We start from the raw sequence: 12,118 nt of genomic DNA on the forward strand, positions 1-12,118 counted from the left end.
GATTCAAGTGAGTATTCTTGATACGGAAGATTTAGTTAAAACATATGGTGACCAGATTTTGTTCGATCATATCTCTTTTTCGGTTTCGGAAGGAGAGCGGATCGGTCTGATCGGTGTGAATGGCACCGGAAAATCAACGCTGCTGAATGTCATTGCCGGGAGAGATTCTGTAGAAAGCGGCACACTGCGCCACGCCAATGCGTTCCGCTTTGCGTATCTGCCACAGACACCGGTGTTTGATCCTGGTGTTACTGCGCTGGACTATATCTACGGCGGTGCGTCACCGATCATGGCTGCGCTTCGGAGTTACGAACGGGCGCTTGAGGATCTGGAAAACGATCCGTCCAATCAGGCATTTCAGGAAAAGTTGTTGGACAGGCAGCAGAAAATGGATCAGGCGGGTGCATGGGAAGCAGAGGCTGCCGCAAAAAATATTTTAACGCGCCTTGGGATTCATGATTTTCATACACCTGTCCAGGAATTCTCAGGTGGCCAGAAAAAAAGAGTTGCGCTGGCGCGTGCTCTGATTCAGCCTGAGGATCTGCTAATTCTGGACGAGCCGACTAACCATCTGGACAACGACACCATAGACTGGCTTGAAGAAGCGCTGGGCCAGTACCCGGGTGCACTCCTGATGGTGACACATGACCGGTATTTTCTAAATCGGGTCACGAAAAAGATTTTTGAACTCGATCATGGGCATCTCTACATTTATGATGGAAATTACGAACTCTACCTGGAAAAAAAGGCGGAGCGCGAAGAACAGGCATCCGCGGATGAGGCAAAACATCAGAATCAGCTGCGCCGCGAATTAGCCTGGCTGCGCCGCGGAGCCAAAGCGCGCTCAACGAAACAGAAAGCCAGAGTCGAACGCGTTCATGAGATGCAGGAACAGAAAGGGCCGGAAGCAAAGCAGTCGGTTGACATCGCGATCGGGTCAAAGCGTCTTGGCAAAAAGGTCATCGAAGCGAAAAATATTTCCAAGTCATTTGACGGCAGAAAACTGTTCGGGGGTCTCGATCTGCTTGTCACGCCCGGAGCAAGGCTCGGCATCATCGGTGGCAATGGCAGCGGCAAAACAACGCTGCTGAATCTGCTGGCCGGGCGGCTCAAACCGGACGCCGGTACGGTCGATATTGGGGAAACAGTAAAAATCGGCTACTATACACAGGAACATGCGGAAATGAATGAAGAGCTGACTGTCATTGATTATATCAAAGAAACCGCACAGGTGATGAGGACGGATGATGGGCAGCAGGTGACGGCGGAGCAGATGCTGGAACGCTTTTTGTTTTCGCGTCCGCGCCAGCACACCTTAATCCGAAAATTATCGGGCGGCGAACGCAAACGGCTCTACTTGCTCCATATTTTGATGCAGGAACCCAATGTTCTGTTCCTTGACGAACCGACGAATGATCTTGATACCGAAACACTGACCATTCTCGAAGATTATCTGCTCCAGTTTCCGGGAACGATTCTTGCCGTCTCCCACGACCGTTATTTTCTCGACCGGGTCGCGGGAAGCTTAATTGCTTTTGAGGGGAACGGTATCATTCGCCGTTTTGAGGGAGATTACAGCGAATATGTTGCCTTGAAAAAGACTGTCGAGACAACAATTAAAAAAGGGCTGTCCGCACCTGCTCAGCCTGCACCAAAGAAGAAAAAGCTGACTTACAAAGAGCAACAGGAATGGAACGGTATCGAGGATCGTATTGCGGCACTTGAAGAACACGTTGATGAGTTGAAAAAGGCGATTGCCGGAGCGGGCAGTGATGCAGGGAAAGCGCAGGAACTGTACACACAGCAGCAGACCGCGGAAGCCGAACTGGATCGGGCGATGGACCGCTGGACTGAATTGTCGCTCAAGCTAGAGGAGATTGAGAAGGGTTAAGTGGTGAGCAATGGTCTAAATAATAAATCCGGTAATGGTTGCTTGGAAATGTAAAGGCTTTTTCAATTCCGGGAGGTCGTTATGTTAACGAACAGAGAGAAAGTTTTGCGCTCGCTATCAGAAAAAAGCCGGACTCTTGATGGTGCAAATACGCTGGGAGTCACGGCTAATGAAATTGCCAGCGCTATTGGCATACAAAGAAGCACGGTCAGCCTGTATTTAAATGAGCTGGCGAAGAGCCATGACGCAATAAAAATCAATACAAGGCCTGTTTATTTTATTGATGGACATGTGTACGCTCAGGACAAAGAAAAATATCGGCGGATTAACCAGCATCTGGCGCAAAGCTCGAGTGAAAAAAATGCGGGCGATCCTTTCGCCGGCCTGATCGGCATTGATGGGAGCTTAAGAAATGTTGTCGAACAGGTTAAATCATCGGTTATTTATCCGCCGAACGGATTACCGAGCCTTCTTGTCGGCGATTCCGGAGTCGGAAAAAGCATGGTTGCCCATTTGGCTTATTTATATGCGAAGAAAAAGGGCTTCTGCAGCGGCAATTGGGTCGTTCTGAACTGCGCCGAGTACGCGAACAATCCGGAACTGCTTTCCAGCATGCTGTTCGGACACGTAAAAGGAGCTTTTACCGGAGCGGACAACGAGAAGTCCGGTTTATTGGAGGCAGCGCGTGACGGTTATTTGTTCCTGGATGAGGTTCATCGATTAACCCCTGAAAACCAGGAAAAATTATTTCAATTTATGGACAAAGGGATTTATCGGAAAGTGGGAGAGACAGAGCTTAATCACACATCGAACGCACGACTTATTTTTGCGACAACGGAAAGAGAGAATGCCGATTTTCTCCAGACTTTTTTAAGAAGAATTCCATTAGTCATCCAGATCCCTAATTTTCAGGAACGGTCAAGGAAAGAAAAGATGGCGCTGATTTCCGTGTTATTTCTTAAAGAAGCGAAAATCATTAGAAAAAACCTGAACGTTAATTCTCAGGTCATTCAGCTATTGCTGAATAATGTCAATAAGGGAAACATCGGGAAACTCAGTAACATCGTCAAGCTAAGCTGCGCCAAAGTATTATTGAACGGTCAGTCCGGCTTTCAGAATACTATGGAAATCAAAATTGAAGACCTACCAGAAGATTTTATTAAACAGAAAGACGCCGTGATTAATTTTCCGGAAAAAGATGTTTCGATTCAGATTGATTATGAAAATGACAAAATCAACAGCAAAAACACAAGTGAAAGCGATAAGCTGTATGATTTTGCAGGCAGTATCACCCGGATCGTTATGTCTCTGGAGACCGATGATGATAAAAATGAAAGGGCTTCAGACCAATTATCCAAACTGTCCAATCAGATTATTGACTACATTTCGTTTGAATTAAACGACAGCAGGCAGACGGTGCTTACCGAATATATTGAAAGCGCTCTGAAGAGTGTATTATCCAATATGTATCTGAATTTCGGGTTGAACCAATTTAACAGCGGTACCAATTTACTGACCAAGCTGGTCACTTATATCAATAACTATGAAGATGTGCGGATGGTCGACAATCTGATTGAGGCCAACATGGTGATCAAGAAGAATTATAACAATCAGTACAAGCTTTGCCTGATGCTGGTGGAATCGCTGAAGCATCAATTCACAATTAAAAATGAAATGCTGTATTGCTTATTTTTGTTTAACTTCCTGTTTTCGCAGGAAAATCAGCTGATCAGCCGCGAAATAAATGCAGTCATCATTTCCCATGGTTATTCCACGGCATCAAGTATCGCAACAACGGTTAACCGGTTGCTTGGAAACTACGTTTATGAAGGATTCGATATGCCGCTGGAAGCAACCGTCAGTGATATTCTGAGAAAGCTTAAGGAATATTTTAAGACGATCGACAACGAAAAAAATCTGGTCATTTTAGTGGACATGGGCTCTTTGACTAAAATACAAGATGAACTTAAATTAATATACGCTGGAAACATAGGCATCATCACCAATGTCACGACACAAATTGCTTTGATCGTCGGCAATAAAATAATGAACAATGAAGCATTTGAAAAATTAGTCAGAGCAGCTGCGGAAGGTGTGGTGCCTGAGTATGCGTTTATTCACCAGGAGAAAAAGAAAAGTGTCATTCTCACGACCTGCATTGCCGGTATCGGCGCTACCAAATATCTTCAGGAGCTGGTTAAAAAAAATACAAACGGCGAGATTCCGATCATTGCCGAAGACTATTATCGGTTGAAGGAGAAGGGGATTAGCGACGATATTTTTAAAAAATATCAGGTCAAAATGATTATTGGAATGGATGACGATCCGGAAATCGAAGGAATACCTTATTTATCCGTTGAAGGATTAATTAACCGCAGCGTGGGGGACAAAATATTTTTAAAGGCGTTTCCCAGAATCTTTAACGATGAAAATCTGGAAAAAATGAATAAAAACATGATCCGGGCATTTACGGTTGACAGCATCGCCAGCAATCTGTCGATTCTAAACCCCGAACAGACCGTCGACCAGGTCGAACATTGCGTGAAAAAAATGGAGCGGAGTCTGGGCGTTAAACTGGACGTATATTTAAAAGTCAGCCTGTACATGCATCTCTGCTTTATGATGGAACGCATTATCCTTAAAGAACCTAATATGGATTATCCTGATCTGGACAACCTGCGACAGTGTTATGGACACTTCATAAAAATCGTCAAAGATGCGTTCAGCGATATACAACACTATTACAGTATAGAAATTCCGGATTCAGAAATCGGTTTTATCTACGATATTTTGAAAAACAGAATGTCGATTAATGGCTGAAAATGTCGGCAGCTCCCTGCCTTTCAAAGAAACGGGGTGCTGTTTTATTTTTTCGGAGGAAAGGAAAGATAACGTTTACACTAGTTGGCACAAAAATTGCTTGATAGAAAGGTGGAGCCAAAAAATGGAGAAAAAATTAGCAGAAAATTTAATTGTACACATTGATAATCGTTTAGTTCATGGACAAATCGCTGTGAATTGGAAACAAGGCTTTCAATTTGACACGATTGTGATTCCGGATGATGCATTAGCTCATGATCCACTGAACCAAACATTAATGAAGATGACGATTCAGGCTGCTGGTCTCAATGGGCATTTTGTAACCGTTGCCAACGCTCCGCAGTTAATTCAGACACTCGCAGCACCAAGGCCATCATTATTGTTAGGGAGGCGAATCAGTCCAGTATTATTTATCATTTGCCGAACACCAGAAACCGTTAAACAGTTAGTCAAAGGTGGGGTATCCATTGCAGAAGTTACGATTTGGAACATGTTTAAGCGGGAAGGAAAACGGAAAATAGTTGGAACAGTCTATATGGATGATGCTGATTTGGCCGATATTTCTGCGATTAAGGCGCACGGAACTAAGGTTGCTATTCAGGAGTCGGCTTTTTCAAAAAAAAGATATTTATAAAGACATGGGGTGATTGAAATGACTGTTGTATTAGCTAGAGTGGATCAGCGTTTAATTCACGGATTGATCGTGAACCAGTGGGCACAATCTTTACAAATTAAACGGTTTATGGTGATTGATGACGAAGTGAGCCAGAACGAGGATATCAAAGCCAGCATGCGGATGTCAAAGCCTGCGGGTACAGGAATGTCAATTATTAACACTGAAAAAGCAATTCAGAATTTTAAAAGTGGAAATTATGACGCGCAACGAGTCATTGTACTTGTCAAAGAACCGAGTAAGTTACTTGAATTATTAGACGCGGGCATCGCGATACCAAAAGTTAATCTGGGGATTATATTTGCTCAGGATGGCCGGACCCCGCTGACTAAATTTATTGCTTTAAATGATCAGGAAAAAGAGGCTATCAAAACGATTCAGTCAAAGGGTGTGCCGGTGACCATTCAGTATATTCCAACAGATCCGGAAGAAGACGTCAGTAAGTATCTAAATTAAAAAAGGGGCGTAAAGATTATGGGCACGATTCAAAGCATTTTGATTATACTTTTAGTCGCGTGGATGATTATCGATCAGAACGGTTTAGTCATTGTTTCATATTTTCCTGTTATCGTAGGGTTTATTACCGGACTGATCATGGGCGATGTTACGACTGCGATGATCATCGCAGGGACATTCCAATTGATGCAGTTAGGTGTGGCCAACCTGGGCGGTTCATCAATGCCCAATTACGGACTGGCTACAATTATCGGAGCTTATCTGGCCATCCGCACAGGGACTGGGATCAAGACCGGAATTGCTGTGGGACTGCCTGTCGGAATGCTCGCCATTCAATTGGATGTCCTCGTGAAGATTATCAATAACTTTATTGCTCATCGCATGGCAAAATTGAATGCCGAACACAAATGGCGGGCCATGCGGCGGCAGCCATGGTATGGAGTGGCCCTATTTGGACTTGAGGGCGCTATACCGACTGCTCTGTTAGTTTTCTTCGGGCCGTCGGCTGTTCAGGCCATTTTAACATGGCTGCCAAAATGGTTTACGAATGGTTTAACCATTGCCGGCGGTTTATTACCGGTCGTTGGTGTTGGTATGCTGCTGCATTACATGCCGACTAAAAAATTTGCAACTTTTCTCATTATTGGATTTGTATTTACCGCTTACCTGAATCTACCTATTCTCGGTATTGCTCTGATTGGCTTTGCATGTGCCTATTACTACTTCAACGCTGCTATGAAGCGCGCAGAAGAAAAGAAAACCAATGTGACCAATAGCCCACTAATGGCAAATAGTCAGGGGGACGATTACGATGAGTGATGAACTGAAACAGGATGCAGTACAAACGAATGAAGATAATAAAGTGCTTTCGAAACACGATTTGCATCGGGCAGCAGTCAGGTGGGCTTTCATGGCATGCAACGCCTTTAACTATGAAACGCAGGAAGCACCGGGCCTGACGTGGGCGCTGGCGCCGGCATTAAGAAAAATTTATCCCAATGATGACGACTATGAAAAAGCAATTGCTAATCATTTAAAATATTTTAATACGACAACAGCAATGGCTAATGTCGTTATGGGCGCAACGACGGCGATGGAGGAGAAAGAGGGGACAAAATCAATCGGGGCTGTCCAGTCGTTAAAAACTAGCTTAATGGGACCTTTAGCAGGTATTGGCGATACCTTAATCTGGGTACTGTGGCCAACGATTATGGGGTCTATTTCAGGGTATATGGCTGTTAAAGGTAACCCGCTGGGCGCAATGATCTGGTTCTTATGCAATCTTGCCTTCTTCTTTGTGAAAATTAAATTAACTGATGTGGGCTATTTTTCAGGAACAAAACTTATCACATCTTTAGGCGATCGAATTTCAATTTTTACAGAATCCGCTTCAATTATGGGCTTAACTGTGGTAGGTGCATTAATTGCAAGCGTCGTCAGAATACAGTCGCCGATTTCTTTCCGTTTTGGTGCCGTTAGCATGGCTTTGCAGTCAGGCATTTTGGATAAAATTATGCCGAGCTTGCTTTCAGTACTTCTGACCTGGCTAGTTTACAAGTTAATCGGAAGCAAGAGATGGACGATGAACCGGATCATTCTATTCTTAATTGCTATCTCAATGATAGGCGCGTTCTTTGGCATTCTGAAATAAAAAATCTAAAATGGATCGTCGGGAGAAAGTTCCCGTGATGATCCATTTTCATATAAGTAAGGAGTAAAAAAACATGAGAAAAATCATTATCGCATCGCACAATAAATTAGCTGATGGCATGAAAAAAACGCTTGAATTTATTTCCGGGCCGAAAAAAAACTGCATCGCGCTGAGTGCCTATGTCAATAACAAACCAATTGAAGATGAAATCGCTGAAATCATTAAGAAGGTACCGGCTGAGGATGAACTGATCATTTTTACCGATATGTTAGCAGGCAGTGTCAATCAGAAGTTCTTCCCTTATCAGGAGAGGCCCCATACGCACATTATTTCCGGCATGAATCTGCCGATTATTCTTGCAATCGTACTATCACCGGAGAACGACTATTTGACTGAAGACCGTGTTCGTCAGCTTATTACTGAGGCCAGAGATCAGCTTGTTTATGTGAATGACATTAAAGCGGAAGTGAGTGACGATGATGAGTGACGACAAAGAAAAAGACTGGTGGAAAAAAAGCGTAGTTTATCAGGTGTATCCTAAGAGCTTCAACGACTCAAACGGCGACGGTATCGGCGATATCCCGGGCATCACAGAAAAGCTTCCCTATTTCAAAGAACTGGGGGTCGATGTGATCTGGCTCAATCCGATCTATAAATCACCGTATGTCGATAATGGCTACGACATTTCCGATTACAAGGCGATTCATCAAGACTTTGGAACGATGGAAGATTTTAATCAGTTATTGTCAAAAGCACATAAGCTGGATCTCAAAATAATTATGGATCTGGTCGTCAATCATACGTCTAGCGAGCACCCCTGGTTTAAAAAAAGCAGGGAAAAAACGCCGAATCAGTACAGAGACTACTATATCTGGAAGAACGCGAAGGATGGCGGGGTGCCTACCAACTGGGGCTCCAGCTTCGGTGGCTCAACATGGGAATATAACGAGGACGTTGGCAAATATTATTTGCATCTGTTCGCCAAGCAGCAGCCGGATCTGAACTGGGAGAATTCTAAAGTCCGGGAAGAAGTCTATGATATTATGCGCTTCTGGCTGGATAAAGGCATTGACGGCTTTCGTATGGATGTCATTAGCTTAATTTCCAAAAAACCGGATTATCCGGATGGTCAGGTCATCAATCATAAAAAATACGGCAGTTATTACGATGGTGCCGCAAATGGGCCGAGAGTCCATGAATTTTTACATGAAATGAATCAGAAAGTGCTCTCCAAATACAATGTGATGACTGTCGGCGAAGCACCGCATACGAATGCGGATGAAGCCTTAATATATTGTAATGCTGACAGCGAAGAACTGGATATGGTGTTCCATTTTGACCACATGCATCTTGATTATGGGCCTTACGGCAAATTTACTGACAAAAAGGCGAAAATGGCTGACTTGAGAGAGGTATTGACACATTGGCAATATAAAATGGCTGACAAGGGCTGGAACAGTCTCTATTGGAGTAATCATGATCAGGCAAGACCCGTTTCCCGCTTTGGCAATGATACAAAATACCGAAAGGAATCGGCAAAAATGCTGGGAACCCTCCTTCACATGATGAAGGGCACGCCCTACATTTTTGAAGGCGAAGAGCTGGGAATGACCAATGTTCATTTCAATTCGATCAACGATTACAATGACATTGAAACGCACAATACCTATAGAGAATTTAACGGCTTGCATCTGGATCCTGAATTTATTAGACGTGCGATCCATGCCAAGTCCAGGGATAATGCTAGAACACCGATGCAGTGGGATGATTCAGTGCATGCCGGCTTTTCGGATGGATCGCCGTGGCTGAAAGTCAACCCGAATTATAAAGAAATCAATGTGCGTGAAGCACTGAACGACAAGGATTCTGTTTTTTACTATTACAAAAAACTGATTGCACTGCGGAAGGAGTACGATGTCATTGTTAACGGGGAGTATCAGCTGATTTGCGATGATGACCCTGACATTTTTTCTTATATCAGAAAAGGCGACGGAGAAATATTACTGGTGATTTGCAGCTTCTCTGACCAAAGCACCAAATTTCAATTTCCAGGCAATTTATCAGAGAAAAAAGCTCAGCTGCTCATCGGCAATTATGATGAAAGAGACAATGATGATATCCGTGAAGTATCGCTTAAACCCTATGAGGCGAGAGTTTATTTGTTGAAGTAATTGATCCGTTTCAAGGTGCCTTATCAGCACATGCGGGCATAGCTGATAAATATAGAGGACACGTGATCGATAAAGCCATGCGACCGGCTGGTAAACTCCGGAATCTGACAGCTAAATTTCATGATCTGTGCTATCTTGGCATATTTCTGGTACTTAACAAAACAGCACTAAAATCAGCCCCCCGCACCATTCAAATAATGAAAATGAGCGTCCAAGTTCGTCAACTCGCAAACTTGGACTTTCATTTTCTCCTGAATCGCCAGACGTAACTTTTAAAGTCTCCTTTTTCATCGGGGACATTGACACCGGCGTTCATCAGTTCATCGCCACCGAAAACTTCACCAGTCGCGACATTTTCGTACAGGGTGTCAGGATCCAGACCTTTGAACTTCAGAGTCCGGAGCAGGGGCGATGAATCGGCTAAGATTCTGAAGAAAAAACCGGCCGCTTCCGACTGATCCGGAGCGACAAAGCACCAGGAGGCATCTTGACCTTCAAACGGGCTGCTAATCCGATAAAAATCACCGAACTGGATCAGCGGACGAATTTCTTTGTAGAAAGAGACTTGTCTTTCGATCATTTTTTTATCCCCTTTATTAAGCCTGGTCGGGTCCAGTTCATAGCCAAAATTGCCGGACATGGCGACGTGCCCGCGTGTCGTAAGTGACGTAATCCGCCCAACCTGGTGATTCGGCACGGTCGAGACATGTGCGCCGATCGCGGCCGGTGGGTAGACGATGCTTGTGCCATATTGGATCTTAAGTCTGGAAACGGCATCGGTGTTGTCGCTTGCCCACGTCTGCGGCATGTAATAAAGCATGCCTGGATCGAACCGGCCGCCGCCGCTGGAACAGCTTTCGAATAAAATATCCGGAAACTGCGCGGTCAACTTTTCAAGAATTTCGTATAGTCCAAGCATGTAACGATGTGCGGTTTCCCGTTGGCATTCGTCAGGAAGAAGAGCGGATCCGATCTCCGTCATATGCCGATTCATATCCCACTTGACGTAGTTGATATCGGTATCGGTGAGTACTGCAGAAACTGATTGTACAAGATAATCGCGTACATCTGCCCGCGACAGGTCAAGGACGAGCTGAAAACGGCTTAGCGATGTAGGCCGGCCGGGCACATGCAAACACCAGTCGGAATGCGCCCGGTACAGGTTGCTGTCCGGTGAGACCATTTCCGGTTCGAACCACAGCCCGAATTTAAGTCCCATTTCGTGAATGCGCGTCGAGAGCCAGCCAAGCCCGTGTGGCAGTTTCTGCCGGTTGACTATCCAGTCGCCGAGTGAGCTCCGGTCGTTGTCACGGTGGCCGAACCAACCATCATCCAGAACAAAAAGTTCAATTCCGGCCTTTTGAGCTTCCTTGGCGATGGCAAGCAATTTTTTCTCATTCAGTTTAAAATAAGTAGCTTCCCAGTTGTTGATCAAAATCGGTCGAAGCCGATCGCGGTATTTCCCGCGGGCAAGCCGCGATCGGTAAAGCCTATGGTAAGTCAGTGACAGGCCGCCAAGCCCATGGTCGGAATAAACAAGCACGACCTCAGGTGCCTGGAATGATTCACCGGATTTCATCCGCCAGGAAAAATCGAACGGGTTGATACCGATCGATGCGCGCACCGTCCGATATTGGTCAACTTCGATCTGTATAGCAAAATTTCCGCTGTAAACCAGGCTGCAGCCGAATGCTTCTCCATGATCTTCATCGGTGTTTTGGCGAAGAAGGGCGAAAAAAGGGTCATGCTGCGGACTGCTGGCACCGCGCGCACTGTCGATGACCAGCATTTCCTCGGACAGGGGATGGCGGTTAATGTTCCGTTCATTATTGTGAGATCCATAAAAAGTCAGGCTGTCCAAGCCATCGTCGCGAAAATCGAGGCTGGCGCTCAAGGCGCGTTGTAAACGGAACGATGCCGCACCATCATTTTCAAATCGGACGGAACGAGTGATTGCATCAAAATCCCGAAAAACAGAATAAGTCAGCACGACGGAAAGCCCGGATATGCGATCCTGAAGAAGAATATCCAGTGACTGTGCCTCCTGATTATTCTCAACATAAGTTGCAGGGAGCCCTGCCAGCTTTTTCTTCCCGTGATAAATGTTGTGCCCTGCATAGCGCAGGTCCGTGACTGTCGATCCGTCTTTTAGCTGTACCTGATATGCAGGATGCCGGTAGTCGCCGTTTCCATAGGCCGGGTACTCAAGCGGAAGCGTACTCAGCGTAAACCCGGGTTGCGCCGGGTCGGCATAAGGCGCGAAAGATCTTGGCGCCAAAACAACGGGACTGCTTCCCCGATATGTTCCAATTTTCTTCCCCCAGTAAAGATGAAGCAGATAGCCGCGCAACACTTGCATCACATAACTGCTATCCTTGGTTTGCAGATGAAACTGCATCGACTCCGATTCAAATTGAATCAACGATTTTAGCCTCCAAGTTGAAAATAGCTTCGAC

Annotated in this window: 9 protein-coding genes; 8 read left to right on the forward strand and 1 reads right to left on the reverse strand. The window is 45.2% G+C overall.

Translation table 11 applies throughout. The features are described from left to right. Window positions 1-7 precede the first annotated feature (7 nt). The 8 genes from COP04_RS03540 (at window position 8) to COP04_RS03575 (ending at window position 9,662) form a co-directional block, all read left to right on the forward strand. Window positions 8-1,891 carry an ABC-F family ATP-binding cassette domain-containing protein gene (locus COP04_RS03540; RefSeq protein WP_100489506.1) on the forward strand — a complete coding sequence of 628 codons (1,884 nt, stop codon included), beginning with the start codon at window positions 8-10 and terminating at the stop codon, window positions 1,889-1,891. An 81-nt stretch (window positions 1,892-1,972) separates the two neighbouring features. Further along, window positions 1,973-4,711 (forward strand): sigma 54-interacting transcriptional regulator, encoded by a 2,739-nt coding sequence (locus COP04_RS03545; protein WP_100486722.1) that lies wholly within the window; start codon window positions 1,973-1,975, stop codon window positions 4,709-4,711. Beyond that, window positions 4,704-5,345 carry a PTS sugar transporter subunit IIB gene (locus COP04_RS03550; RefSeq protein ID WP_239984749.1) on the forward strand — a complete coding sequence of 214 codons (642 nt, stop codon included), beginning with the start codon at window positions 4,704-4,706 and terminating at the stop codon, window positions 5,343-5,345. The genes COP04_RS03545 and COP04_RS03550 overlap by 8 nt, the downstream gene beginning before the upstream one ends. Before the next feature lie 18 nt (window positions 5,346-5,363). Then, complete coding sequence (locus tag COP04_RS03555; RefSeq protein ID WP_100486723.1) at window positions 5,364-5,840, forward strand: PTS sugar transporter subunit IIB; 477 nt, start codon at window positions 5,364-5,366, stop codon at window positions 5,838-5,840. Between the two features lie 18 nt (window positions 5,841-5,858). Then, window positions 5,859-6,659 carry a PTS mannose/fructose/sorbose/N-acetylgalactosamine transporter subunit IIC gene (locus COP04_RS03560; RefSeq protein WP_100486724.1) on the forward strand — a complete coding sequence of 267 codons (801 nt, stop codon included), beginning with the start codon at window positions 5,859-5,861 and terminating at the stop codon, window positions 6,657-6,659. Continuing rightward, a complete protein-coding gene (locus COP04_RS03565; protein ID WP_100486725.1) occupies window positions 6,652-7,491 on the forward strand; it encodes a PTS system mannose/fructose/sorbose family transporter subunit IID in 840 nt (279 codons plus the stop codon). The genes COP04_RS03560 and COP04_RS03565 overlap by 8 nt, the downstream gene beginning before the upstream one ends. A 73-nt stretch (window positions 7,492-7,564) precedes the next feature. Beyond that, window positions 7,565-7,978 (forward strand): PTS sugar transporter subunit IIA, encoded by a 414-nt coding sequence (locus COP04_RS03570; protein WP_100486726.1) that lies wholly within the window; start codon window positions 7,565-7,567, stop codon window positions 7,976-7,978. Next, window positions 7,968-9,662 (forward strand): glycoside hydrolase family 13 protein, encoded by a 1,695-nt coding sequence (locus COP04_RS03575; RefSeq protein ID WP_100486727.1) that lies wholly within the window; start codon window positions 7,968-7,970, stop codon window positions 9,660-9,662. The genes COP04_RS03570 and COP04_RS03575 overlap by 11 nt, the downstream gene beginning before the upstream one ends. A gap of 241 nt (window positions 9,663-9,903) precedes the next feature. Here COP04_RS03575 and COP04_RS03580 read toward each other — a convergent pair whose 3' ends face one another. Further along, a complete protein-coding gene (locus tag COP04_RS03580; protein ID WP_193437445.1) occupies window positions 9,904-12,060 on the reverse strand; it encodes an alpha-galactosidase in 2,157 nt (718 codons plus the stop codon). Between the last annotated feature and the right edge of the window lie 58 nt (window positions 12,061-12,118).

It is taken from the genome of Sporolactobacillus pectinivorans (genome assembly GCF_002802965.1).
Lineage (GTDB): Bacteria > Bacillota > Bacilli > Bacillales > Sporolactobacillaceae > Sporolactobacillus > Sporolactobacillus pectinivorans.

Excerpts from the sequence above, each read along its gene's own strand:
- COP04_RS03545 (WP_100486722.1), top strand. The coding sequence starts at position 1,973 with ATGTTAACGAACAGAGAGAAAGTTTTGCGCTCGCTATCAGAAAAAAGC.
- COP04_RS03550 (WP_239984749.1), top strand. The coding sequence starts at position 4,704 with ATGGCTGAAAATGTCGGCAGCTCCCTGCCTTTCAAAGAAACGGGGTGC.
- COP04_RS03555 (WP_100486723.1), top strand. The coding sequence starts at position 5,364 with ATGACTGTTGTATTAGCTAGAGTGGATCAGCGTTTAATTCACGGATTG.
- COP04_RS03560 (WP_100486724.1), top strand. The coding sequence starts at position 5,859 with ATGGGCACGATTCAAAGCATTTTGATTATACTTTTAGTCGCGTGGATG.
- COP04_RS03565 (WP_100486725.1), top strand. The coding sequence starts at position 6,652 with ATGAGTGATGAACTGAAACAGGATGCAGTACAAACGAATGAAGATAAT.
- COP04_RS03570 (WP_100486726.1), top strand. The coding sequence starts at position 7,565 with ATGAGAAAAATCATTATCGCATCGCACAATAAATTAGCTGATGGCATG.
- COP04_RS03575 (WP_100486727.1), top strand. The coding sequence starts at position 7,968 with ATGATGAGTGACGACAAAGAAAAAGACTGGTGGAAAAAAAGCGTAGTT.
- COP04_RS03580 (WP_193437445.1), bottom strand. The coding sequence starts at position 12,060 with ATGCAGTTTCATCTGCAAACCAAGGATAGCAGTTATGTGATGCAAGTG.